The following is a 23,979-nucleotide window of genomic DNA, read 5'->3' on the forward strand; positions in this document are numbered from 1 at the left end:
CTACCTGAGTAGATCTGAAAATGTGTTGATCCCTTTTTGCTCTGCAAGCTTTAGCAATTTGAGCAACAACTGAGCAGTCAAAAAAGCATCTCCAGGAGCTGTGTGTCTATCCTCTGTGGCAATACCAAATCGGTCGCAAAGTGTATCCAAGCCATACTCCTTCATGGGCACCATTTGCCGATCCGGACTGGGCCCGTAATCCAGTCGGATCGCCAGATTCATGGTATCTAGAGTGGGATTTACAAGCCTTGGTAAGCCATAAGCCTTGCTCGCCTTGTGCAGCATCTGCAGGTCAAATCCCACGTGATGTCCGACTAGAATAGAATTACTGAAATAAGCTAAAACCTGCTTTATAAAAGACTGAATCTCCAGGGTAGCTTCCGGTCTCAGCAAACCATGGATTTCGGCTGTCTGAGAGCCTGCCTTAGGAGAATTTGGATACCATTCCACAGCAGTATTGACCAGAATTTTTCGCTCTTGGATTTTCACCGCACCAAAGGAAAGAATAAAGTCCTCCTTCGGATTCAAACCGGTGGTTTCGGTATCAAAGACTACAAACTCTAAAAGGTCCAACTGCCTGATTCCTGGAATTTTTCTTGAATTTTCATCCAAATACCTCTTCACGAAATCCGTTTCTGGGATTTTCTTTTTACTTCCAAAAGGCCAGATCATCTTCCCAAATAGTCTACCTGAAAACGAACTTCGGCTAGCTCCTGCAAATCAGAAATCGGCGAAAAAGTACTCTTCAGCAACTGCCGCTGAAGCTTACCCAACGAATCTGGTTGAATGAATCTTCCACTGGACTTATTTTTCAACCCCTCCAGCGCGCGCATACGCATCAAAATTTCATAGGCCTCTCCGGCTTCCTGGTACAAACTGGCGTTTTTTGGCTCTAGCTCCGCTAGTTTTTCGAAGCGCTTAAAAGTATTATTTACCCCAACTAAGCCATGACTGAGCACGAGTAGTCGCGCCAAATCAGCAAGCGGCATCATTGCTCGGGCTTTGATATCAAATTGATTTTTATGCTCTCCTGACTTTTCCACCATAAAGCCTTTAAAGAACCCTAAAGGAGGAGGGTTCATCAAAGCATTTTTAGCCAAGAAACTGAGAAACACCTGCTTTTTCTGGATTTCCTCATGAATGTGTTGGCTCATCTGCTCCTCCAGTTCTGCACTTCCCACAATTCTCCGGAAGTCAAAAAAGATAGATGCACTAGTCAATGCTTTATTGGTGGGCGTGAGTATCCAATCAGAAAAGTACTTTTTCCACTGCGAAAGAGGCTGCACCCATTCAGGGTTACTCGCCATGATATTTCCAGGACAGGAAGCAAATCCACAAGTCAATAGTACCTCCACGATAGCTGTACCTAATTTCAAAAAATACTCCTGTGCCTGTTCTTTTTGGGCTTCAGACACATCCTGATACACAATCGCATTGTCCTGATCGGTCCGTAGAAGTTGCTCTTCACGGCCTTCAGATCCCAGAGAAAGGAAACAAAACTTCAATTGATCAAAGCCAGGAAAATCCTTCGCCAAATCCTGCTTGGCTTTACTCACCGCCTGTCGGATAATCACATCATTGACTTCCGTCATCACTGAGGCTACGAAATCCATAGCCACTTCATTTTCCAAATAATATCGAAGCATATCCTCAGCTCTGTCCCGAATCCCATGCATTTCCTTTGGATCAAAAGTGTTCATAAGTCCATGGATGAGCACCGCTGGGCTATTGCCCATGGATAGGAGGACGTCATGGTCTGATAAAATTCCTTTAACCGGACTCTGCGGCGTGCCATCCTCCGTCAAAATCAGATGATGGAGACGGTTTTTAATCATGGTGAGATAGAGCTCAGAAAAATCCGATTCAGGCTTTCGCGTCAGCACCGGACTACTCATGATGCGTGCGATCTTCTCCTGGGAGGAAAAGCCTCTTGCCAGTACTTTGGCACGCAAATCCTTGTCCGTAACAATACCTAAAGGGAATTTCTCATCGTCCACAATTACGATACTGCTGACTTGTTTTTCAGTCATCTGCTGAGCCGCGTCACGAATACTCAATTCAACCGGACAGGTAAGAACCTCCTTAGAATACTTTACCTGAGACTCATCTGAAAAAATCAGCAAAGAATGATCTCTGGATTCATTTCGAAACATGGCCTTGGGCTTACCAGCAGGAACAGTTGAAGCTCTGACTACCACCTGTCCGGCAGCAAAACCCGCAGCAAAATACATCGCTACTTTACCGTTTCTGTCCAAAATTTCTCGAAACGTACTTACAGGGATACAGTAAACTAGGGATTCCTCATCCGATCTTGCTGAAAGCACATAGGGCCGCTCTCCGAGTAAGGCTAATACTCCAAACACATCTCCCTCGTCACAAACTTCCTTAATCTCCGATCTTTCGCCTTTCTCCTCCAGGAGCACGATGGAGCCTTCTTTGAGTACAAAAAAATGAGCTTCTGCCGGCTGACCTTGCCGGAATAGAAGTTCATCTTTTGCAAAGTAGCTGACTTGAACCTCGCTGGCCACCTGCTCCAAATCTTCCTCAGAGAGAAAGGAAAAAGGTGGATACCTTTTCAGAAACTCCGAAACTCGATTGACAATTACATTAGCCATGGTTGAAATATACTAATTCCAAATCCACTCTTGTCAATAATGACAATTTGACATTTATTTTCTGTTGGTACAGCTTTTGAAAAATTATATTTCCAGTTTAGAAAAATGAAGCAAGTAAATAAGGTTTTTATATTTTTCAGGAAAATCAGTTGGGCGCTGATTGTAGCTTTCATGTTGGGGGTTCATAATTTTTACAAGCAGGAAATGGATTCTCCTGATACCATTGTTTCTTCAATTGAAATTGATGCAGAGGAGGAAGATTCAACTCCAAAGCTTTGAAAAAAGAGCCAAGAAATAATTCTTGACTCTTGATGGAATCGAAATTTATTTTCTTCCTTCAATAATCTGATTCACTACTTCCGGGTCGAGAAGCGTGCTGGTGTCACCCATATTGTCCAGACTATTTTCAGCCACTTTTCTCAGGATTCTACGCATGATTTTGCCCGAGCGGGTTTTGGGTAGGCCTGGTACGATTTGGATTTTGTCCGGCTTGGCAATTGGGCCTATGATTTTAGAAACGGTTGTTTTGATTTCATTGACCAAATTCTCTTCCGTTCGATTTTCCATATCACAGATTACATAGGCATAAATACCTTGGCCTTTGACTTCGTGAGGATAGCCAACCACGGCCGACTCGATTACCAATGGATGCTCATTGATCGCGTTTTCCACCTCAGCTGTACCCATACGGTGCCCAGAAACATTGATTACATCATCTACCCTACCCAGAATTCTGTAATATCCATCATGATCCCGCTTCACTCCATCTCCTGTGAAATACATGTTTTCGTAGGTGGAGAAATAGGTCTGCTTGCATCGATCGTGATCCCCGTAGGTGGTTCGAATCATGGATGGCCAAGGGAATTTGATGCAGAGATTTCCCTCCACAGAGTTTCCTTTAAGCTCTTTTCCTTCAGCATCTACAATGCAAAGCTGAATTCCCGGTAGCGGCAAAGTCGCAAATGCTGGCTTGGTCGGTGTAATTCCTGCGATAGGCGAAATCAAAATCCCTCCTGTCTCAGTCTGCCACCAGGTATCCACGATAGGACATTTGGACTTTCCAATATGAGTATGATACCAATGCCAAGCTTCTTCATTAATCGGCTCTCCCACAGAACCCAGTACTTTCAGAGAACTCAAATCATAGCCGTCAATGGGCTCCGTGCCGTACGCCTGCAATGCCCGAATCGCCGTTGGAGCAGTGTAAAACACATTTACTTTATGCTTTTCGCAAACCGCCCAGAAGCGTCCTGCATCAGGAAAAGTAGGCACTCCCTCAAACATCAAGGTCGTCGCTCCTGCGAGCAAAGGTCCATAAACAATGTACGAATGGCCTGTAATCCAGCCAATGTCTGCAGTACACCAATACACGTCACCGGGAGAATATTGGAAGACATTTTCGAAACTGTATTTGGTATAGACCATGTAGCCACCGGTAGTATGCACCACACCTTTTGGCTTTCCGGTGGAGCCGGAGGTGTAGAGGATGAAGAGCATATCTTCGCTATCCATCTCCTCCGCTTTATTTTCAGTAGATTCATTGGCTACCACATCATGCCACCAGTAATCCCGACCCTCCTTCATCTCTACTTCCTGATGGGTTCTTTGATAAACGATGACAGTTTCCACGGAGGATTTTTCCAAAGCCTCATCGACCACAGATTTTACCCCAATCTTCTTATTTCCTCTAAAATTTCCGTCTGAGGTCAAAACTGCTTTTGCTTCGCAGTCAATGATCCGGTCTGCAAGAGCAGTGCTGGAAAATCCGGCAAAAACCACGGAATGAATGGCTCCGATTCTCGCGCATGCCAACATGGCCACCGCCGCCTCAGGAACCATGGGCATATAAATGATCACCTTGTCACCCTTTCCAATTCCTTTACTCTTCAGCGCATTAGAAAACTTACATACCTCAGCAAAAAGCTCGCGATAAGTCAGTGTACGTCCCTCTTCGCTAGGATCATTGGGCTCCCAGATGATGGCAGGCCTATCGGCCAAAGTGTACATATGCCGCTCAAAAATATTCTCGGTAATATTGAGTTTACCATCCACAAACCACTTCACATCAGGACCTTTGAAATCCCAATCCAGCACTTTGGACCAGCGCTTTCTCCAGTGAAAAGAATCCGCTATCCGAGCCCAAAACTCCTCAGGCTGGGTTACACTTTTTTGGTATTCATACAAATAACCGCTCAGGGTATGTATTCGATCACTCATAGTACTTCTGGTTAATTTTATGGTTTATTCGTTTTTTGTTTTTGGTCGGAGACCAAAGAGATAGCAAGATAAAGATCAAGGCCAAAAAGACAGCCTGATTTCAATCCTTTTCCATATTCGGTTTATAAAAAATTAGCCCCGAAGAAAGATTTGCCAAATATTGTTATTCGGCCTCCCATCCCTAGATCAATGCTCATGAGCCTGACCTGCTCCTCTTGGAATACGGATTTCCTGCACCATATCCTGTACCGACTGGGGTGGGGCTGGAGTAAAGCGCGATACCAGGCTACAAATCACGAAATTGATCAACATACCAATGGATCCGATTCCTTCAGGGGAGATGCCAAAGAGCCAATTGTCGGCTGTATTCATCTCTGGGCTCACAAATTTGAAATAAATGATATAGGCCAAGGTAAATGCCAAACCACTGATCATCCCTGCAATGGCCCCCTCCTTATTGATTCGACTTGAGAAAATACCCATAATAATTACTGGAAAAAATGATGCCGCGGCAAGGCCAAAAGCAAATGCTACCACCTGAGCAACAAAACCTGGAGGATTCACCCCAAAATATCCCGCAACTACTACTGCACATGCGGCTGCAATTCGAGCAATCCGAAGTTCTTTCTTTTCTGAAATCTCAGGCTTAAAGGTCTTGAACAAATCCCGGGACACCGAGGTAGAAATCACCAAAAGCAAACCAGCCGCAGTAGATAATGCCGCAGCCATAGCTCCAGCGGCGACAAGTCCAACGACCCAGTTGGGCAGCTGGGCAATTTCCGGACTGGCCAGCACCATGATATCTCGGTCTATGCTGAGTTCGTTTCGTTCGGCATCGGCTACATATTGTACTACTCCATCTCCATTTTTATCATCCATGGTGATCAAATTGGTCTTTTGCCAGGTATTGATCCAAGTGGGCAATTCTGAGATCTGCTTTTCCGAAGTGCTCTCAATTGCATTGTAGATCCCAAAAGCAGCTACAGCGGGAGCGGTAGTATACAGAATGGAAATAAACACAAGGGCATAACCTGCTGAAAGCCGGGCATCTTTTACTCTAGGCACTGTAAAAAATCGGACGATCACATGAGGCAATCCTGCGGTACCCACCATTAAGGCCAAGGTGATCATAAAAATATCCGTCATACCTTTCCTTCCATCGGTATATTCTGAAAAACCCAATTCAGCCAAGACTCCATCCAGCTTATCTAAAAGTGGAGTTCCATCTGCTAGTTCCCCTCCTAGACCTAGCTGAGGAATAGGATTGCCAGTAAGCTGCATGGAAATAAAAATCGCAGGAACCATGTAAGCGAAGATCAGCACACAATATTGAGCTACTTGGGTATAGGTGATGCCTTTCATTCCACCTAAGACTGCGTAAAAGAACACGATACACATTCCGATCACTACACCCCATTCGATGGGAACTTCGAGGTAGCGAGAAAAGACAATTCCCACACCGCGCATTTGACCAGCTACATAGGTAAAGGAGATAAACAAGGCACAAACTACAGCGACCACTTTGGCAGTCTTCGAATAATAGCGGTCCCCGACGAAGTCAGGCACAGTAAATTTTCCAAACTTCCTGAGATAAGGTGCCAAAAGCAAAGCCAAAAGCACGTAACCTCCAGTCCAACCCATCAAATAAACTGATCCATCATATCCTGCGAAAGATATAAGGCCGGCCATGGAGATAAAAGATGCGGCAGACATCCAGTCAGCGGCAGTAGCCATACCATTGGCTAGGGGGGATACTCCTCCACCAGCGGTGTAAAATTCTTTGGTAGACCCCGCTCTAGTCCAGATTGCGATCCCGATGTAAAGGGCAAAAGAAAGCCCCACAAGTATATATGTCCAAGTTAAAATTTCCATTTCTTCTGTGCTTTTGAGAATTACTCTTCGTTGACATCAAACTCCTTGTCGAGCTTATTCATACGGTAGACATATACAAAAATCAAAATCACAAAAGTGTAAATGGAGCCTTGTTGAGCGAACCAGAAGCCTAGTTTATAGCCTCCGAGTCGGATTTCATTGAGTGGCTCCACGAGCAGAATCCCAAAACCAAATGACACCACAAACCAAATAACGAGCAGAATCCCCAAGGTTTGGAGATTTTTCTTCCAATAGGCTTTTTTGACAGTTGAGTGTTGCTCATTCATGGGTTGATGTTTTGGGTCGGATTAGACGAATCAAAATCTGATTTTCAGCTTTGAATCTCTTGAATATACAAATTCAATTCAAAGACATCACTCCGTCCCTAAAGGACATCAGGTTTTTTAGAATAAGAATTCTGAAGCAATAGCTAGAGCAGCAGCAATAAAACTCACAAGAAGTTTATTCCAATGAATTTTGTGGTGTGGGCTACTCTCAAAAAATATTGTAGTGGAGATATGCAAAAACCCTCCCGCTACTAATCCATACAATACTCCAATTCCTTCCTTGCTCAGCAATCCTGACTCAAAGAAATAAGCACTTGTATACATGCCAAGAGGTGATGCTATAGCGAAAAGAGACAAAAGAATTAGAGTCCATTTCTTACTCAAGGCCGAGCTAAGCACTGCAGCTAAGGCAAAAGCTGCCGGCCCTTTGTGCATAAGAATGCCAGCTAAGACCGTTTTACTACTGTGCACGTGCCCCAAGACCTCTCCTTGATCCACAATTAAATTACCATGTGAAAGCAGAGTGCCTTCAAGAAATGCATGTACAAATAGTCCAATCATTACAGTGAAAACCCCACTTTTCTTAGCTCCATGATGCAAATGGATATGTCCATGCTCAATCCCGCTAGATAAGAATTCGAGGACCTGTTGGAGCAAAAAGCCAAAAAGAATCCAAAGCCCCATACTTCCAGCGGGATAGCCGCTTGTGAAAAGTTCAGGAATCAAATGAATAATAGTGATCGAAAATAGATACGAACCTGCAAAGACCAATACGAGCTTGAAGTACTTATCCCGAAAATTAGGGGCAAGGAAAACCAATGCTCCTGCGCTCATTGCTGTAAGAAATAAAAGAAGAAAATTGATCCCCATAATCTATGTGCTCTCCAACACCTAATCGAAGGAGGCATTGATAAAACTGAGGCAAAGGTAATAAAATTCAATAATGTTGCATTTAGCAATTATTCCTCCACCAAAAATGACAAATACGGCTTCAAAGACTCGGAAACATAGGTTTTGTATCCTCCATTTGCATCACTATAAATCAGAAAAACCTCGATCTCTTCCAGTTCCTGGTCTAGCGCAATGGCTTTTTCTGTTCCCATCACCATGATTGCCGTAGCATATGCATCCGCTGTCATGCAGTCTGAGGCCAAAACAGTCGCGCTTAAAAGACCATGCCTTACAGGGTAGCCTGTCTCTGGACTGATGGTATGAGAAATCATTATCGAATCCCGAACATAGAAATTGCGGTAGTTCCCAGAAGTGGCCATTCCTTTGTCTTGCACTGCAATGATGCTATAAATATCGCTAGCTGTGGACTCCTCGTCTGGGCGATTTACTCCTAGCTTCCAAAGCTCCCCTTTATCATTTACTCCCTTGGCGACAAGATCCCCGCCAATTTCTACCAAGTAGTTCACAACGCCTTGTCGCTCCAGATAGGAAGCGATTTCATCCGCTCCATATCCTTTGGCAATTGCGGAAAAATCAAGATAAATCACGGAGTCTGCTTTGGTCATTTGTACCGAGTCAAACATGATTTTCTCGAAACCTACCGACCGAACCAATCTAGCGATATCCACAGAATCTTTCAGTGTAGGTCCTCCCGGACCAAAACCCCAAACATTCACCAAGGGGCCAACTGTGGGATCGAAGGCTCCTTCTGTTTTTTCAAAGACCTCCTTGCTTTTCTTCAAAACCGGAAGCATAAAGGGTAGCTCAAAGCGTAAGGTATCCTGAGCATTGAATCGGCTGATCTCAGAATCCGGGATGTAGGTGGAAAGACTCTCATTGAACTTCAGCAGCAAAGAATCAATCTGCGGCTTAAAATCCCTTCCCTCAATATCCATGTAGGTCACATTATAGGTAGTCCCCATAGTTTGCCCATTCAATGTCATCTTGCCGGCAGTGACCACAGCAGAAGTCTCTTCAGTTTTCTCATCCCCACCATTTCTCCAGGTGTAGACCAAGATCACCATCAATAAAAGGATCAAAGAATAGATTATATTTTTTCGGGCATTCGCTCGCATAGCTCAATAATTTGGGACAAAGTTAAGCGATAATTCTACTTTGGGGGTAACCCCGTAGGCGGAAAAAAGAAATGACAAAGGCTGATTTTTCTATATTTGCGTAGCTACGCGAAAAAGATGAGAGAAGACTACCTAACAGGAGATGAGGAACATTTGAGTTCCAATGATCGAGAGATCGAAAAGGCATTGAGACCACTAAGTTTTGAAGATTTTACTGGCCAAGCCAAAATCATTTCAAACCTCAAAATCTTCGTGTTGGCTGCTAAGAAAAGGGAAGAGACCCTAGACCATGTCTTACTTCATGGCCCTCCTGGCCTAGGTAAGACCACGCTGAGTCATATCATCGCAAACGAGCTAAACACAGGGATCAAAATCACTTCAGGACCTGTCTTGGACAAACCATCCGATCTAGCCGGTTTGCTGACCAATCTAGAAGAAGGAGATGTGCTATTTATCGACGAGATCCACAGGCTGAACCCAATCGTGGAAGAATACCTGTATTCGGCCATGGAGGATTTCCGGATCGATATCATGTTAGACTCTGGCCCAAATGCCCGTTCCGTGCAGATTTCCTTGAGCCCATTTACGCTGATCGGAGCTACGACAAGGTCTGGTCTTTTGACTTCGCCACTCCGGGCCAGATTTGGGATCAATAGTCGACTGGAATACTACGATGCAAAGCTTTTGACTGATATCGTGATGCGATCCGCAGGAATTCTTCAAACCCCAATTGATGAGATTGCTGCTTTTGAAATAGCCAGAAGAAGTCGTGGAACACCGCGAATCGCCAATATGCTTCTCCGACGTACACGAGATTTTGCAGAAGTAAAAGGAGATGGTAGAATAAACTTAGAAATCGCCCAGATGGCGCTAGATGCGCTAGATGTGGATAGCAATGGGCTAGACGAAATGGATAATCGAATTCTTCTTACCATCATCGAAAAATTCAAAGGTGGTCCCGTGGGTCTAAGCACTATCGCAACAGCTTGCGGAGAAGAAGCAGAGACCATCGAGGAAGTCTACGAGCCCTTCTTGATTCAAGAAGGATATCTGAAGCGAACGGCCCGTGGCCGGATGGCGACTGAATTGGCATACAAGCATCTCAAGATCAAGCCCAATCCCGGGATGGGAACTTTGTTTGATACTTAATTGAACTCCGTATTATCAAGACAAAAAAAGGGAGCAAATCTGTTGATATGCCCCCTTTTTTTTAAAATACTTTTTATTTTTTCAAAGAAGCCATATCAATCACAAAGCGATACCTAACATCCCCAGCTATGGTTCGCTCATAGGCTTCATTGATTTCATCCATAGCTATCACCTCAACATCTGAGACAATGTTATGCTCCGCACAGAAGTCCAGCATTTCTTGGGTTTCTTTGATACCTCCAATTAAGGATCCAGCGAGGCTTTTTCTCCCAAAAATCAGCGAAGTGGCATGAATCTGCTCTGGTGTGGGTGGAACACCTAGTAAAACCATCACCCCGTCTGTTTTCAAAAGATTCAAATAAGCAGAATAATCATGCGAAGCTGATACCGTATCCAAGATCAGATTGTAAGTCCCTTTCAGTCTTTTCATGTTTTCCGGATCAATAGTCAGCTCAAAATGATGTGCTCCAAGAGAGTCTGCATCTTTGGCTTTTTCTGGGGAGCGGCTCAGCATGGTCACTTCAGCACCCATGGCAGCAGCAAGTTTCACAGCCATATGACCCAATCCTCCCAATCCGACTACGGCTACTTTATCTCCTTTTTTTACATTCCAATGTCTCAACGGAGAATACGTGGTAATCCCTGCACAAAGTAGCGGAGCCACCCCTTCGACAGGAAGCTTATCCGAAACGGAAAGCACAAATTTTTCAGTGACTACAATATGTGTGGAATAGCCGCCATAGGTGATGGTTTTCTTATCCTGAAGGTAGGAGCTGTACGTACCAGACATTCCCTTTTCACAGAATTGCTCCAAGTCCTCGTCACAACTTCCGCATTTCCCGCAAGAATCCACCATGCAGCCCACACCCACGGTATCGCCGACCTTATGATTTTTGACTTCAGAACCTACAGAAATGACCTTACCAACGATTTCGTGTCCTGGGACAACTGGGAAAATGGTTCCTCCCCATTCATTTCGAGCAGTGTGAATATCCGAATGACATACTCCACAATAAAGAATTTCAATTTCCACATCATTTGGGCCCGTAGTTCTTCTTTCTAATTGGAAAGGACCTAATGGCTGATCTGCATGTTTAGCAGCGAATGATTTCACAGTTCTCATAAAAATGGTCGTTTGGGTTAAAATAAAACTTAAAACTAGAGTTCTTTAGCCGCCTCTTCGTCCAAGAACCAGATAAAGTCCGGTGTATCTGGATTGACGAGACTAGCGGGATACTTTTTGTAATCTCCTTGGTGACGTGTGATTTCTCTGACGATTTTAGCCTTGTTTTCACCAGTCACCAGAAAGGCAACAGCCTGCGCGGTGTTGATCACTTTTCCTGTAAGGGTAACTCTTTTCTGCCCACTCGTGGGATGTGCAGCCACAGCACAATTTTCCTCCGAATCCCAAAGCTCCATCGAGTCTGGAAAAATGGAAGCTGTATGACCGTCGTCACCAAGACCCAAGACGATCAAATCAAACTCTGGCACTCCATTTTCTGCTGGAAGCTGCTTGTCCAGTAACTCCCCATAGCGTTTGGCTTCTTTTTCGGGATTGTCCTCACCACGCATTCTATGGATGTTTTCCTCTGGGATCTTGACCTTAGACAGCAAATGGTCTCGAGTCATTTTAAAGTTACTCTCCTCATTCAAAGGATGAACACAGCGCTCATCCACCCAATAAATATTGACCTTAGTCCAATCTATCTCTTCCCCATAATTCTCGGCAAGATGATCGAAAATTTTCCTTGGACTATTCCCTCCTGAAAGTGCCACATGAGTGACCTTATCAGATTGAACAAGGGATTTGAAAAAAATAGAAAAAGCACTCGCTAAATCTTCCTTGGTTTTCGAAATTCTAATTTCCATCGTAAGAATTATGGTTTTGGTTTAAAATTATCTCAACTCAAAATACAGAATCCTGATTCATCGGTCAGCAAATCCCCCGGATTTCTCCAGCCAAATTTCTCTGCGATCAATTCATCAGAATTTTTTGGCCCCCAAGTACCCGCTGCGTAACCAAACGTAGTCACTGCATCGCTTTCTTTCCAGCACTTCAGAATAGGATCCACAAAATTCCAGGCTGCTTCCACTTCGTCCGCGCGTGCATACAAGGTGCTATCGCCTTGCATGGCATCCAGAAGCAATCTTTCATACGCATCCATCACTTGGGCAGAATCTAGATCAGAATAGTAAAAATCCATATTCGCCTGCTCCACATGGAAGCCAAGCCCTGGCACTTTTACCCCGAACTTGATCAGAATCCCCTCATCGGGCTGAATACGAATAATAAGCTTATTGTCCTGACGATAGGTGTCTTGACTTGGAAAAACCTGATGATGGGGAGTTTTGAAATGGATTACTGCCTCAGTCACTTTTGTAGGCATTCTTTTGGCCGTTCGTACATAGAAAGGCACCCCTTTCCAGCGCCAGTTATCCACAAAAAACTTCACCGCAGCGTAGGTTTCTGTGGTAGAGTCTGGGTCCACACCTTCTTCTTCTCGGTAGCCTTTCACTTTTTCACCATTGATTTGGGAGGCGACGTATTGGCCGCGAAGGGTATTTTCCAAAATATCCTTTTCATCCTTCATCACCCGAAGAGACTTCAGCGCCTTCACCTTCTCATCTCGGATTTCTTCAGCGCTGGAGTTGATTGGCGGCTCCATGACCAGTAGGGAAATGATCTGGAGCAAGTGACTTTGGAACATGTCCCTGAGTGCGCCGGATTTATCATAGTATCCGCCTCGTTTTTCCACTCCCACCGTTTCGGCATTGGTGATCTCCACATGATGGATATAATTTCTATTCCAGAGCGGTTCGAAAATAGAATTAGAGAACCGGGTTACTAGCAGGTTTTGAACCGTTTCCTTTCCAAGGTAATGATCGATTCGGTATACCTGCTTTTCCTCAAAATAATGGTGGAGTCCGTCGTTTAGCTCCTTTGCGGAAGCCAAATCATACCCAAATGGCTTTTCAACGATGATTCTTTTCCAGCCGGTATCTTCTTTGGTTAGTTCCTGATCACAGAGATTTTTTGCGATAGATTCATACAAGCTTGGGGGAGTGGAGAGATAGAAAATATAATTTTCCTCAGTGCCATGCTCTTCATTGAGTTCCTTGATTCGTTTGGCCAAGTTGGCGTAGGAGTCCGTGTAATTATCTCCCAGGTCCTGATAAAAGAGTTGATTGGTAAATTGTTGGATAAAGTCCTTGTCCTCTTTATCTAGCTTTGATTTCAAAAAATCACTTTCAGATACGACTTTCTCCCTAAATTCAGCATCGGTCATAAAACTCCGACTCGTGCCCAGCACCACGAATTTCTCGGGTAGATGCTGCCCTTTATAGAGATTGTAAAGTGCCGGAATGAGCTTTCTGGCGGTGAGATCTCCAGATGCGCCGAAAATGACTAACATCTGGTTTTTTGTTTTTTTCATCTAGACTCGTCTCAAATATGAATTTGGCCAGGGGAATAAATTGGGGTTTGAAAACCATTTCTCCCTTAATTCCCTCAAAAGCTCAAAGGTAACCCTTATTTTTGGCTATTGCTTGGGGAGAGGACTCCAATATTAAGCAGAAAGTTCCACGCCATTTTATTTTTGGCTTTTAAACCTACAAGAAGGAAATAGAATATGACACATGACTTTTACGATTTTGGACTGATAGGACTTGGGGTGATGGGGAGAAATTTTATTCTCAACGTTGCAGACAATAATTTCAAAGCCCTAGGCTATGATCTCGACCAAGAAAAAGTGGATGCACTGATCCAAGAAGGTGGAAACACCGAGCGTGTAAACGCCACTACAGATCTGAAATCCTTTACCGAAGGTCTTTCACACCCCCGTAAAATCATGCTGCTCGTTCCCGCGGGCAAAATCGTAGATCAAGTGATCGAAAATCTTTTACCTCACTTGGACGAAGGAGATATTATCATTGATGGAGGCAATTCATTCTTTACCGATACGGACAGACGAGAAAGCTACCTACAAGAAAAAGGAATCAACTTTTTTGGCTCGGGCGTATCTGGAGGTGCCAAAGGAGCCCGTCGAGGACCGAGTATTATGCCCGGAGGAAATCGAGAGGCTTACCAACATGTGAAACCCATTTTTGAAGCAGTCTCTGCCAAATACAAAGGCGAACCCTGCGTGGCCTATTTGGGACCAAAATCCGCTGGAAACTATGTAAAAATGGTGCACAATGGCATTGAATACGCCATGATGCAGCTGACTTCTGAGATTTATGATATTCTGAAAAAAGGAGCAAAATTGACGAATGAGGAGCTCCATGAGACTTTTTCCACTTGGAATTCGGGAAGGCTGCAATCCTTTTTGGTAGAAATCACTGCGGAGATTTTTGATCAAAAAGACGAACTCACGGACGCGCATCTGGTGGATATGATTTTGGATAAAGCCAAACAAAAAGGAACCGGAAAGTGGACTTCCCAAAATGCAATGGACCTCGGGATCCCGATCCCAACCATTGACATGGCGGTGAGTATGCGGGAGATATCCGCCCTAAAGTCCGAGCGACTAGCTGCAGAGAAGCTTTATCCCAAAAAGGATATTCCGGCTCTCGACAAGGCCAAGCTGATAGATCAAGCAGAGCAGGCGCTTTATTTTGCATTTATCATGGCTTATGCCCAAGGACTTCATCAGCTTGCAGATGCCTCCGAGGAGTATGGCTATGACTTGGACTTAGCCACCATTGCTAAAATCTGGCGAGCAGGATGCATTATCCGTGCTGGTCTTTTGGCTGATATTTCTGAAGCCTTTGCCACAGAGCCAAAGCTGCCAAACCTGATCTTATCATCAGCCTTTGTCCCCAAAATCCAAGAATCCATCTCCGCTGCCCGCGAACTCGCAATCACTGCGATCAACCATGGCATTCCTCTTCCTGGATTGAGTAATTCGCTGAGCTATTTTGATGCATATACTTCGGGTAGACTACCCCTAAACCTGATCCAGGCACAGCGGGATCATTTCGGTTCGCACACGTATGAGCGAATCGATCGGGAAGGCATCTTCCATACCGATTGGAAGGAGAAATAAAGTTTCAAACTATTCAGCTCCGGAGAGATTCCGGAGCTTTTTTTTGCCAAAAAACAGAATTTTATCTCGACCAGGAGTCATTTTCTAAATAAATACTTAAATTTCTTTTAGTTAATTTTTTAGAAATTGAAAAGAATAGTGGTCAAAAGCGGAATTTGGAAAATGTATTGAAACAAGCTGTAAAAATATTGGGGGTAAGCAAGAAGTCTACTCTACATTGGCTAAGGCATTCTTACGCGACCCATTTACTGGAAAGTGGTACTGATCTCCGATATATCCAGGAACTATTGGGGCACAAGTCAAGCAAAACGACAGTCCCGATAGCTATCGGGAACACGCATGTAAGTCAGAAAAGTCTTCAAAATATACGGAGTCCCTTTGACGACCTTTAAAAATAAATATTACCAAAGGTGCATATACACGACCAAATTTGGACGAATAAGTGTACCAAAGGTGCACAAATAAACAAGTTGTGTGGCATATAAGACAAGAACTAAGGATATAAAAGAAAGCATTGAATATGGCAAAATCAAATAATTTTTTCACTGATAAAAATTCTATAAAAACTGTTGATTTATTTCGAATAATATATCTTATAATAGCAGTTTTTGCATTCTTTATTACAGAGGCCGGCAGAAATATTTATAGACCTTTTATATATGAGAATGGCATTAATGATTTTGGAATTGCGGACAGCATTGGTAATTCAGGGGGAATTGTTGTTCAGATATTTTTTATGTTAGCAATTTTGAATTCACCGAAAAAAAAAGTGTTTCGTGTAATTGGATTTATTACAATAGGTTATATAATTTATGAAATATTACAGCCATATTTACCAAGAGGTGTTTTTGATTGGAAAGATATTTACGGAACTTTTATAGGTGGAGTTATTAGTATTATTATTTTTTTTATTATTAATAAAATAGTTAAAAATAAAGTGATATATAAATTATGAAATAGAAATACGCCAAACAACAAAAAATATAGTTCATTTGGCAAATAGCGCTAAAAATGAAGATGATAGCTATTAATAAATATAGTAGTAACTTGAAAATTTGGAGCGTTGAAATGCCAAACGCACCATATTCAAACCGTTACAAAAAATATAACTAAACTCTACACAATGAAAAAACTGAAGTTACTATTTTTTATTTTAATTGGACTTACTGTTTTATCTTGTTCAACTGATGATGAACCTAGTCAACAAACAAACTTTTTTAAAAATGCATATCTAGAGATTCACACTTTAGATGGAACAACCTGCTATGCGGATTTATTTTTAACAAGCGGAACAGCAACTATAGGTTCCGATAACTCAGTCAATATAAATTATGATGACAATGTCATAGTTTTCAATGATATTCGAATGAATGACTGTCAAATCAGAAATCCAGCGACTAGAACTTTTGATATACAAAATGGGTATAAATCAGAACTGAACACCATTTCTGTTCCTGGTGTTTACCTTGACATTGCGTTTAATAATGCTGCTCAATCTTCTGATATTATATTCGTTGAATTAAAATTTACATCAAGTACTGCTCTAAATTTTGAAATCTATTATGAAGATGGAACTGTTATTACTGAATCATATTCTGGAACAATCGAAATATATCGCTTGAATTAAAAACTGTTTGTACCAACGGCTTCCATGAATAATCAAAAGTTCATTTTTTAGCAATATTTCTTTGTTTTGCCTGCCCGACGTTCAGGCGGGGCGGTTTTTGATCCTCCTGAGGCGGACAGGCTTGATTGCTCACTTTTTGGCTTGCCGCAGGCAGGACTGATTGGAAGAAGTCAGGAATAGACAAGGTGATGCCATGTGGGTGGTTTGCCCACCTCCGGTCGGCAGGTCCAATCGCCTTGTTCTTTACTTCTGCTATATCAGTCCATATCTTGTGATATGTCTGAATTCTTTTTTGATGACAATGGGTAGTAAAGATCGAAAGTCTCCACTGATGCTTGTGCACATCGATCCCAATGAATAACTTAGGAGAAACTTCGGTGTCCATGATATCTTCTTTTTGGTTCTACTACTCTTACGAAGCAGATTAGATCATGGGAACTATTGCTAATACGGGCTAACGGCTTAAAAATGAAGATATTGTAACTAAACAACATTCGGTCTGGCGGAAAAAGATTCGGTTTCAAAAACCCGCACTTGCCATAGCTAGGGCCGTTTTGCTTCATCCCGATAGCTATCGGGACAAACCACTAACCAAATGATAAAATTCTTTAGAAAAATACGCTACGACCTTATGGAAAAAAATAACGCGGGGAAGTATCTTAAATATGCCTTCGGAGAAATAGTTTTGGTTGTAATAGGAATTCTTATTGCAATTTGGATTAACGGAACATATAATGATTACAAGGACATAAAAGTAGAAACAACAATTTTACAGAAACTAATAGCTGATATAGAAGCGGATTACGAACATATAGTGGAGATTGAAGATTATTATTCAAGACACTTAAAAAATCTACAAGGAGCCAAATATGCTTTTTTCAAAAATAATAACGATTCAATAATTAAATACATTAAGAGAGGTTATAGTGGTGCCCAACTTCAAGATATCAATCCACGAACATCTACCTATGACGAAATGATAAATTCCGGAAAATTATACAATCTTTCAAACGAAAATTTGACCGATTTATGTATAGATTATTACGAAATGCTTGAGGAAAATACTTATGAAATCAGACAAAGTAGAGTTGAATACAGAAATATCAACTTCAGTTCTGAAATGAACGAATATTGGCTGCTTTACCTGGATATAAGAGAAAGTGACCAAAATGTCGACGACTTATTAGAATCATTTGTAGCTGATAAAAATTCAACTGCTTATAAAACTATGAAACAATCGACCGGCTATGGAGAAATGCTAATCAACGATTTTTCGAAAAATTTGACGGAAATCAAAGAAGCTAATCTAAATCTGCAAGAAAAATTAAAAAAAGAAGTTGCCACTAAAAAATAACGACCGACAAAAATGGCTATAATTAATTTGTCGCTCTTGCCTACTTCTGAAAATCCTCGCGGATTTGCAGTTTGGTTTTTACTTGCAAAGTTAATTGCGCTGCCTTCCTCTCACTTCGCTCGTCGGAGGCACTAAGCAAATACGCATAGCCTAGACCGTTGTGCTTCATCCCGATAGCTATCGGGACTAACCACTAACCAATGATAAAATTCTTTAGAAAAATTCGACAAGACTTACTTTCAACAGGAAAAACGGGAAAGTATTTTAAATATGCAATTGGTGAAATTGTACTTGTGGTAATTGGAATATTGATCGCTTTGCAGATTAATAACTGGAATGAATCAAATCAAAAATCCAAAAAACAAATTGAATTGCTAACAAGTCTTAGAAATGAAATAAATGCAGATATTATTTATATGTCTCGTCAGGATTCAATTTACTCAATAGTTGAAAACAAATTTAAGATTGGGATAAATCTATTCTATAAAGCACGAAATATTAAGGATATAGATTCAGTAAATCAATTTACACCTCAATTATGGAATGATTTTTCGATAAACAAAAATACATATAACGAAATGCTAAATTCCGGTGATATGTACCAAATTAAAAATAAACCACTGCAAGAGAACATTGTAAAATATTACCTCAATGCTGAAGAATACAGGTATTATTTTAGAGAGATAACCAAAGAGCTGAGTCATTTATTTGTAAAAACTCCTGACATTTATCCATATAAGTTTCTTGTCTCTCAAATAAATAACCCTAAAATCAATATGGCATCAATTGATACAACTTGGATAAATAATCCATCATCACCAACTTATCAAGCTATTGTTGTATTTTTTGAAAGGAACCAAGAGTATAATATTGAATATCGAAAAAAAGTCTATAAAAGAATGATGTCTGATGCTGATAGCCTAGTTAATGAAATTTACAAAGAACTTGGCAATATGAATAAATAACGAAAGCACAATCGAGAGGGCGACCATGAGCCATCAACCCAGAGTGCGTCTCTCACACGCCAATCTCGAAAGAATACAGAGAGCTAATAGCCCCAATTAAGAGTTCCTATTTCCCACTGAGCGGGAAAAGCTATCAGTACAGACACTGCCGTCTGGTGTACTTCAGCTGGCCTGCTGTCTTCCCACTCACTAGAAATATCCACAGGATATTTTCTCAAGGCTGATTCCTCCAATGACAAACCAAGCCAATGACTTTCAGCAAGCCTTGCGTACCTTCTGGACCTTACCCCTCCGCTTAAAAGACTTTATTTTCAAAGTGCGTATTTTTATTTGTGATCATAAATGCTATGCATTTTACTCGTAGGAAGGACCATCTTTTTACTCTATATTCAACCTTCAAGGCACACACAAAACCTATAAAAAATAGCGCCCTGTAGGGTGCTACAACTCATCCCAATCCCTTAGTGCCCACTAACCACCGAAATATGAAAAAAACTTTTATACTTTTTGTTGTAGTCCTAACAGCCTTTGGATGTGATCAGGCAAACGAAACTGGCCCAATTTTAAGTAATGACAACCAAATCACAATTGGTCACATTGACTCACTCCAATCTGATATTCTTGGAGAAACCAGAAAAATATGGGTACATCTACCAAATAAATATCAGGAAGGCAAAAAGTATCCTGTCATATATTTACTGGATGGTGGCGGAAATTTTAATACAGTAACCGGTTTGATGAAACAATTGAGTATCAATTCAATGGTTCTTCCGGAAATGATTGTTATTGCTATTCTAAATACAAATAGAAGTCGCGATTTAATACCTACTAAAGTTGATATTGATTATCGCACCGGAAATAAACTTGAATATGACAGTGGTGGAGGTACTGCTTTTCTTGATTTTATAGAAGACGAGTTGATTCCCTATGTTGACAGCACCTATCCAACAAGCTCTTATCGAACGTATGTGGGACATTCATTTGGTGGACTTAGTGTGATACATGCCCTCACCACCAGAAGTCATCTTTTCAATAATTATTTGGCAATTGATCCTAGTTTTTGGTGGGATAATATGGCATATCTGGAAACTGTAGACTCCCTGTTATCAGTGAAAGATTATTCTAATAAGGGACTTTTTGTAGGTATTGCAAATACGATGATTGGAGGGCAAGACTATGCCACCGTTGAAGAGGATACCTTAGGAACATCAGCACACATTCGATCCGTATTGAAATTTTCAAAGTCATTAGAAAAGAAAGACAATGGATTAAATTTTGAATGGAAATACTACCCAGAAGAAAATCACTTTAGTGTTCCACTGATTACAGAATATGATGGCTTACGATTTCTGTTTGATTGGTATGATTTCAAGTTGAGGTATGAGATACTGTATACAGAATTATTCTCCACTGATGAGTCTTTGGAAATGGTGAAATCCCACTATGAAAACGTATCACAAAAAATGGGATACGAAAACAAGCCTGATGAGTCATTGATTAATAGACTTGGGGTCCGCTACCTGCAAGACAAAAAGTTTGATCAGGCAGCTACCTTATTCGATCTTAACATTGCCAACTTTCCAAATAGCAATAATGTCTACGACTCAAGAGGAGATTGTTACCTAGCTGCAGGAGACTCCCTGAAAGCAGTAGAGTTCTATAGAAAAGCCCTGGAAACCGGCGATAATGATTATTCTCAAGGAAAAATAGATAGGATTTCAAAGGCACTAGAAAAGTAAAAATGCAGTCACTTACAGGGAGTAAGATAAATGGCAAGTTCAATGCTTAACCTAACTGCAGATAGGATAAAGGTCATCTAAATACACATTGGGCTTCATAGTCTCAAAACCCAAATTTTACTAAATATCCTATCTTTAGAAAAACTAGCTTCCGATGATCAAATTTTTCCGGAAAATTCGCTTCGACCTTATGAATCAAAATAAGCCTAGTTCTTCGTCAGGAAGGACTCAAAAGTACCTCAAATACGCAATTGGCGAGATTTTTTTAGTGGTTATAGGAATTTTAATCGCTTTGCAGATTAACACATGGAATGAAGAGAGAAAGGCTTCTATTCAAGAATTAAACTTACTAGAAAATATATATGATGATATCAATTACAATCTTGACAGAATAACGATTGTGTTTATCGAAGATTCCATTCAAAACTATCGGAATAAAAAATTATTGGAAATACTATCAGATACTCAGTCAAAATACGATGACTCGCTGCAGATTTACTTTGGTACAATGACGAGATATGACGTTTTTTCGCCAAGAAGAACTGCATATGAAGCCATCAAATCGAGAGGCTTGGAATTGATTCGGAATAAAGGCCTTCGGTCTAGGATCACCGAACTGTATGATGAAATCTATATTTTAAATGAGCTAGTACTTGATTTACGAAAAGATATTCACCTCAATTCGATAGACCTCCTAAACGATAGATTTTTGACGCTCGACAATGTGCAATACAAAACTCCGATCAATTTTGAAGACCTAAAGTCCGATCAAAAGTTTTTCAACTCCCTTTCTTACATCACTGCAGAAAGTGAGAATTTTTTATCTCATCATAAAAATATGCAAACACAAACTGAAGCGCTTCGAGCACTCATTCTTGCCGAAATAAAAAAAGACTAAAGCCCATCCATGGCTATTTCCTTTCACTTCTTTTTTTCGACTTCTAAAAGCCGACCCCATGTGTGACGAGGATTTTTGCCTACAAAGAGGAACGCTTCCAAAGATAAGTCCCAACCCATGGGAAACTCTTAGCCAAGATTTGTATTTTAAGATCAGAAAAAACTTATGCATGATCGATTTTTTTGGGGTTATCCTTCATTTATGGAATTATGCTATTTTTAGGTTAGTGATAAGAACTGTAAATCAAACCTCCCCAATATTGAAATTCATTAATCTGGCTTCACTCCAAACCAATTTTCGACCTTGTACTGAAACCCTAATTTATATGAAATCATCTTTGAAACTTTGGTTCTTGGCAAGCATTCTTGCTTCATGCACTACGCAAAACAATGAATCTGAAATGTCAGATTCAAATAAAAATGAGGGATACGTTTATAATGGAATCAGCTACGATGTAGTAGAAAATGAATTAAAAGAGGCCTATTTTGGAGAGCAGCACTTACATACTGCCGCCTCTATGGATGCCTTCATTGCCGGCACTCGACTCACTCCTGATGATGCTTATCGTTTTGCTCAAGGAGAAGAAGTACTTGTCAATGGGAAGCCTCATACTATAAACAGACCATTGGACTGGGCAGCCGTTACTGATCACGGGGAATTTCTTGGAGAAACCTATACTTTGATGAATCCAGGAACACCAGGGTATGACAGTGATGCAGCTAAAGCGATGCGAGATGCCCCGGATCTGAAAACAGCTTTGACTGTTTATAAAAAATATGTGCTCGATGCACTGGCTGGGGGGAATGCACATCCAGACTTTTGGCAAGGGTATGAAGCCGTGAAATCTCAATGGCAGAATAATATTGAAGCCACAGAAAAAAATTACAAGCCAGGAAAGTTCACCACTATCCATGCCTATGAGTGGAGTTCGGCTCCCAACACTGCCAACCTACACCGAAATGTATTTTTTAGAGATACTAATTTGCCTGACATGCCATTTTCATCCAATGAAGGACCATCTCCTCAAGAACTTTGGGACTGGATGATCGCTCAGGAAAAAAATGGGGTGAAAGTTTTTGCCAATCCTCATAATCCCAATGAAAGTAAAGGCATGTTGTTTCCTGAAGTAGCCATGAACAACAAGCCTATTGATAAAACTTATGCAGAAACCCGCCAACATTTCGAAAGAAACTTGGAAATGATGCAAACGAAGGGGAATTCAGAGGTAGTCCCTAATTTCTGGCCCAATGATGAATTTGCCGATTTTGAAAATGCTGTTTCACTTCAGGAGTACAATGGAAGAGTCTTTGAGAAGCATAATTTTATCCGATATGGATTAACTAGAGGGGTGAAGTACAAGGAAGAATTAGGAGTGAATCCATTCAAATATGGCTTTGTCGGTGGAACGGACAGCCACAATGGTGTTATGTCCAATGTAGAAGAATTCAACTATGTAGGCCACCATGGTATGGCAGATGAAACTGCATTAGACCGATCCAGAAATGAGCAGGATGGAGAAATGTATAACCGGGATATGAACCCAGGGGGATTGACTGGTGTATGGGCAACTTCCAATACTCGTGAAGCTATCTGGGACGGAATGCATAATCGCGAATCATTTGCCACTTCCGGACCAAGAATAAAAGTTCGATTTTTTGCAGGAAATGGCTTTCAATCATCCTATAACTCCTATGAGGAAATGGTGAAAGATGGCTATGCCAAAGGAGTACCGATGGGGCAAAATTATGAAGGAAACGAGGCTCCTGAGTTTTTGGTATGGGCGATCAAAGACCCTATTGCTCCAAATCTAGACCGCATCCAAATCATTAAAGGCTGGGTTGAAAATGGTGAAATGAAGGATACCATTTTTAATGTTGCTGCCTCTGAAGATCGGTTAAAGTCTGATGGCACCGTAACCCCAATCGACGCCCCTGTGAACATGAAAACAGGTGAATTCAACAAAGAAAAAGGTGCACCTGAATTGATGGCAGTATGGAAAGATCCAGTATTCGATCCCAATCAAAATGCCTATTACTATGTCAGGGTTATTCAGCTACCTACAGCTAGATATAGTTTGTGGGATGAAATTAGAAATCCTGATGTCCACTATCCAGAAGATACCAAAAGGGTAATCCAAGAACGAGCTTGGGCTTCACCCATCTGGATTGAGCCAGGGAATTAAAA

The 23,979-nt window shown here is 41.4% G+C and carries 24 protein-coding genes; 11 read left to right on the forward strand and 13 right to left on the reverse strand.

Annotated elements, in window-relative coordinates; all coding sequences use genetic code 11:
- Together ACFOSV_RS05165 and ACFOSV_RS05170 are read right to left on the reverse strand one after the other, a co-directional pair.
- The gene (locus tag ACFOSV_RS05165; protein ID WP_377904080.1) at nt 1-672 is read right to left on the reverse strand and encodes a 3'-5' exonuclease; all 672 of its coding nucleotides are present in this window, start codon (nt 670-672) and stop codon (nt 1-3) included.
- Nucleotides 669-2,615, reverse strand: coding sequence for a DUF294 nucleotidyltransferase-like domain-containing protein (locus tag ACFOSV_RS05170; RefSeq protein ID WP_377904082.1), 1,947 nt, complete (start codon nt 2,613-2,615; stop codon nt 669-671). Before ACFOSV_RS05170 ends, ACFOSV_RS05165 begins: the two co-directional genes overlap by 4 nt.
- A gap of 105 nt (nt 2,616-2,720) precedes the next feature.
- On the opposite strand from ACFOSV_RS05170, the gene ACFOSV_RS05175 reads away from it, so the two are divergent.
- A complete protein-coding gene (locus ACFOSV_RS05175) occupies nt 2,721-2,894 on the forward strand; it encodes a hypothetical protein (protein WP_377904084.1) in 174 nt (57 codons plus the stop codon).
- Nucleotides 2,895-2,939: 45 nt separating this feature from the next.
- Here ACFOSV_RS05175 and acs read toward each other — a convergent pair whose 3' ends face one another.
- The 5 genes from acs to ACFOSV_RS05200 form a co-directional block, all read right to left on the reverse strand.
- Nucleotides 2,940-4,832, reverse strand: a complete 1,893-nt coding sequence (acs, locus tag ACFOSV_RS05180; RefSeq protein ID WP_377904086.1) for an acetate--CoA ligase — start codon at nt 4,830-4,832, stop codon at nt 2,940-2,942.
- A 186-nt stretch (nt 4,833-5,018) separates the two neighbouring features.
- Nucleotides 5,019-6,704, reverse strand: coding sequence for a sodium:solute symporter family protein (locus tag ACFOSV_RS05185; protein ID WP_377904088.1), 1,686 nt, complete (start codon nt 6,702-6,704; stop codon nt 5,019-5,021).
- 20 nt (nt 6,705-6,724) lie between these two features.
- Nucleotides 6,725-6,991 (reverse strand): DUF4212 domain-containing protein, encoded by a 267-nt coding sequence (locus ACFOSV_RS05190; RefSeq protein WP_377904090.1) that lies wholly within the window; start codon nt 6,989-6,991, stop codon nt 6,725-6,727.
- 117 nt (nt 6,992-7,108) lie between these two features.
- Nucleotides 7,109-7,861, reverse strand: a complete 753-nt coding sequence (locus ACFOSV_RS05195) for a zinc permease (protein ID WP_377904092.1) — start codon at nt 7,859-7,861, stop codon at nt 7,109-7,111.
- A gap of 89 nt (nt 7,862-7,950) precedes the next feature.
- Complete coding sequence (locus tag ACFOSV_RS05200; protein WP_377904094.1) at nt 7,951-9,018, reverse strand: FAD:protein FMN transferase; 1,068 nt, start codon at nt 9,016-9,018, stop codon at nt 7,951-7,953.
- 117 nt (nt 9,019-9,135) lie between these two features.
- Between ACFOSV_RS05200 and ruvB the strand changes: the two genes are divergently transcribed.
- Complete coding sequence (gene ruvB, locus ACFOSV_RS05205) at nt 9,136-10,167, forward strand: Holliday junction branch migration DNA helicase RuvB (protein WP_377904096.1); 1,032 nt, start codon at nt 9,136-9,138, stop codon at nt 10,165-10,167.
- A 73-nt stretch (nt 10,168-10,240) separates the two neighbouring features.
- Here the strand turns inward: ruvB and ACFOSV_RS05210 are convergent, their stop codons facing one another.
- The 3 genes from ACFOSV_RS05210 to zwf are packed head-to-tail and all read right to left on the reverse strand — an operon-like array spanning nt 10,241 to nt 13,601.
- Entirely contained in the window at nt 10,241-11,290 is a 1,050-nt protein-coding gene (locus ACFOSV_RS05210; protein WP_377904098.1) for an NAD(P)-dependent alcohol dehydrogenase, read from the reverse strand.
- Between the two features lie 35 nt (nt 11,291-11,325).
- On the reverse strand, nt 11,326-12,036 hold the full coding sequence (gene pgl / locus ACFOSV_RS05215; protein WP_377904100.1) for a 6-phosphogluconolactonase: 711 nt from the start codon (nt 12,034-12,036) through the stop codon (nt 11,326-11,328).
- Between the two features lie 32 nt (nt 12,037-12,068).
- Nucleotides 12,069-13,601: a glucose-6-phosphate dehydrogenase gene (zwf, locus tag ACFOSV_RS05220; RefSeq protein ID WP_377904102.1), complete on the reverse strand. Its 1,533-nt coding sequence runs from the start codon at nt 13,599-13,601 to the stop codon at nt 12,069-12,071.
- A gap of 195 nt (nt 13,602-13,796) precedes the next feature.
- Between zwf and gndA the strand changes: the two genes are divergently transcribed.
- From gndA to ACFOSV_RS05240, 4 genes are all read left to right on the forward strand, one after another.
- Nucleotides 13,797-15,212: an NADP-dependent phosphogluconate dehydrogenase gene (gene gndA / locus ACFOSV_RS05225; RefSeq protein ID WP_377904104.1), complete on the forward strand. Its 1,416-nt coding sequence runs from the start codon at nt 13,797-13,799 to the stop codon at nt 15,210-15,212.
- Nucleotides 15,213-15,337: 125 nt separating this feature from the next.
- Nucleotides 15,338-15,604: a tyrosine-type recombinase/integrase gene (locus ACFOSV_RS05230; RefSeq protein WP_377905298.1), complete on the forward strand. Its 267-nt coding sequence runs from the start codon at nt 15,338-15,340 to the stop codon at nt 15,602-15,604.
- 128 nt (nt 15,605-15,732) lie between these two features.
- A complete protein-coding gene (locus ACFOSV_RS05235) occupies nt 15,733-16,167 on the forward strand; it encodes a hypothetical protein (protein WP_377904106.1) in 435 nt (144 codons plus the stop codon).
- A 168-nt stretch (nt 16,168-16,335) separates the two neighbouring features.
- Nucleotides 16,336-16,839: a hypothetical protein gene (locus ACFOSV_RS05240; RefSeq protein WP_377904108.1), complete on the forward strand. Its 504-nt coding sequence runs from the start codon at nt 16,336-16,338 to the stop codon at nt 16,837-16,839.
- Nucleotides 16,840-16,879: 40 nt separating this feature from the next.
- On the opposite strand, the gene ACFOSV_RS05245 is transcribed toward ACFOSV_RS05240, so the two are convergent.
- The gene (locus ACFOSV_RS05245; protein WP_377904110.1) at nt 16,880-17,224 is read right to left on the reverse strand and encodes a hypothetical protein; all 345 of its coding nucleotides are present in this window, start codon (nt 17,222-17,224) and stop codon (nt 16,880-16,882) included.
- A gap of 210 nt (nt 17,225-17,434) precedes the next feature.
- On the opposite strand from ACFOSV_RS05245, the gene ACFOSV_RS05250 reads away from it, so the two are divergent.
- A complete protein-coding gene (locus tag ACFOSV_RS05250) occupies nt 17,435-18,193 on the forward strand; it encodes a hypothetical protein (RefSeq protein WP_377904112.1) in 759 nt (252 codons plus the stop codon).
- Between the two features lie 40 nt (nt 18,194-18,233).
- Here the strand turns inward: ACFOSV_RS05250 and ACFOSV_RS05255 are convergent, their stop codons facing one another.
- Nucleotides 18,234-18,362, reverse strand: coding sequence for a hypothetical protein (locus ACFOSV_RS05255; protein WP_377904114.1), 129 nt, complete (start codon nt 18,360-18,362; stop codon nt 18,234-18,236).
- A gap of 31 nt (nt 18,363-18,393) precedes the next feature.
- On the opposite strand from ACFOSV_RS05255, the gene ACFOSV_RS05260 reads away from it, so the two are divergent.
- Nucleotides 18,394-19,158 carry a DUF6090 family protein gene (locus ACFOSV_RS05260; protein ID WP_377904115.1) on the forward strand — a complete coding sequence of 255 codons (765 nt, stop codon included), beginning with the start codon at nt 18,394-18,396 and terminating at the stop codon, nt 19,156-19,158.
- An 83-nt stretch (nt 19,159-19,241) separates the two neighbouring features.
- Here ACFOSV_RS05260 and ACFOSV_RS05265 read toward each other — a convergent pair whose 3' ends face one another.
- Nucleotides 19,242-19,376, reverse strand: coding sequence for a hypothetical protein (locus ACFOSV_RS05265; RefSeq protein WP_377904116.1), 135 nt, complete (start codon nt 19,374-19,376; stop codon nt 19,242-19,244).
- 267 nt (nt 19,377-19,643) lie between these two features.
- Here ACFOSV_RS05265 and ACFOSV_RS05270 point away from each other — a divergent pair, with 267 nt between their 5' ends.
- From ACFOSV_RS05270 to ACFOSV_RS05280, 3 genes are all read left to right on the forward strand, one after another.
- On the forward strand, nt 19,644-20,897 hold the full coding sequence (locus ACFOSV_RS05270) for an alpha/beta hydrolase-fold protein (RefSeq protein ID WP_377904118.1): 1,254 nt from the start codon (nt 19,644-19,646) through the stop codon (nt 20,895-20,897).
- Between the two features lie 154 nt (nt 20,898-21,051).
- Nucleotides 21,052-21,795: a DUF6090 family protein gene (locus ACFOSV_RS05275; RefSeq protein ID WP_377904120.1), complete on the forward strand. Its 744-nt coding sequence runs from the start codon at nt 21,052-21,054 to the stop codon at nt 21,793-21,795.
- Nucleotides 21,796-22,120: 325 nt separating this feature from the next.
- Nucleotides 22,121-23,977, forward strand: a complete 1,857-nt coding sequence (locus ACFOSV_RS05280; RefSeq protein WP_377904122.1) for a DUF3604 domain-containing protein — start codon at nt 22,121-22,123, stop codon at nt 23,975-23,977.
- Nucleotides 23,978-23,979: the final 2 nt, after the last annotated feature.

It is taken from the genome of Algoriphagus namhaensis (assembly GCF_042649705.1).
Taxonomy (GTDB): Bacteria; Bacteroidota; Bacteroidia; order Cytophagales; family Cyclobacteriaceae; genus Algoriphagus; species Algoriphagus namhaensis.

Bases quoted from the DNA above. Each gene is read 5' to 3' on its own strand.
- ACFOSV_RS05165 (WP_377904080.1), bottom strand. From the start codon at position 672: ATGATCTGGCCTTTTGGAAGTAAAAAGAAAATCCCAGAAACGGATTTC.
- ACFOSV_RS05170 (WP_377904082.1), bottom strand. From the start codon at position 2,615: ATGGCTAATGTAATTGTCAATCGAGTTTCGGAGTTTCTGAAAAGGTAT.
- ACFOSV_RS05175 (WP_377904084.1), top strand. From the start codon at position 2,721: ATGAAGCAAGTAAATAAGGTTTTTATATTTTTCAGGAAAATCAGTTGG.
- acs (WP_377904086.1), bottom strand. From the start codon at position 4,832: ATGAGTGATCGAATACATACCCTGAGCGGTTATTTGTATGAATACCAA.
- ACFOSV_RS05185 (WP_377904088.1), bottom strand. From the start codon at position 6,704: ATGGAAATTTTAACTTGGACATATATACTTGTGGGGCTTTCTTTTGCC.
- ACFOSV_RS05190 (WP_377904090.1), bottom strand. From the start codon at position 6,991: ATGAATGAGCAACACTCAACTGTCAAAAAAGCCTATTGGAAGAAAAAT.
- ACFOSV_RS05195 (WP_377904092.1), bottom strand. From the start codon at position 7,861: ATGGGGATCAATTTTCTTCTTTTATTTCTTACAGCAATGAGCGCAGGA.
- ACFOSV_RS05200 (WP_377904094.1), bottom strand. From the start codon at position 9,018: ATGCGAGCGAATGCCCGAAAAAATATAATCTATTCTTTGATCCTTTTA.
- ruvB (WP_377904096.1), top strand. From the start codon at position 9,136: ATGAGAGAAGACTACCTAACAGGAGATGAGGAACATTTGAGTTCCAAT.
- ACFOSV_RS05210 (WP_377904098.1), bottom strand. From the start codon at position 11,290: ATGAGAACTGTGAAATCATTCGCTGCTAAACATGCAGATCAGCCATTA.
- pgl (WP_377904100.1), bottom strand. From the start codon at position 12,036: ATGGAAATTAGAATTTCGAAAACCAAGGAAGATTTAGCGAGTGCTTTT.
- zwf (WP_377904102.1), bottom strand. From the start codon at position 13,601: ATGAAAAAAACAAAAAACCAGATGTTAGTCATTTTCGGCGCATCTGGA.
- gndA (WP_377904104.1), top strand. From the start codon at position 13,797: ATGACACATGACTTTTACGATTTTGGACTGATAGGACTTGGGGTGATG.
- ACFOSV_RS05235 (WP_377904106.1), top strand. From the start codon at position 15,733: ATGGCAAAATCAAATAATTTTTTCACTGATAAAAATTCTATAAAAACT.
- ACFOSV_RS05240 (WP_377904108.1), top strand. From the start codon at position 16,336: ATGAAAAAACTGAAGTTACTATTTTTTATTTTAATTGGACTTACTGTT.
- ACFOSV_RS05245 (WP_377904110.1), bottom strand. From the start codon at position 17,224: ATGGACACCGAAGTTTCTCCTAAGTTATTCATTGGGATCGATGTGCAC.
- ACFOSV_RS05250 (WP_377904112.1), top strand. From the start codon at position 17,435: ATGATAAAATTCTTTAGAAAAATACGCTACGACCTTATGGAAAAAAAT.
- ACFOSV_RS05255 (WP_377904114.1), bottom strand. From the start codon at position 18,362: ATGAAGCACAACGGTCTAGGCTATGCGTATTTGCTTAGTGCCTCCGAC.
- ACFOSV_RS05260 (WP_377904115.1), top strand. From the start codon at position 18,394: ATGATAAAATTCTTTAGAAAAATTCGACAAGACTTACTTTCAACAGGA.
- ACFOSV_RS05270 (WP_377904118.1), top strand. From the start codon at position 19,644: ATGAAAAAAACTTTTATACTTTTTGTTGTAGTCCTAACAGCCTTTGGA.
- ACFOSV_RS05275 (WP_377904120.1), top strand. From the start codon at position 21,052: ATGATCAAATTTTTCCGGAAAATTCGCTTCGACCTTATGAATCAAAAT.
- ACFOSV_RS05280 (WP_377904122.1), top strand. From the start codon at position 22,121: ATGAAATCATCTTTGAAACTTTGGTTCTTGGCAAGCATTCTTGCTTCA.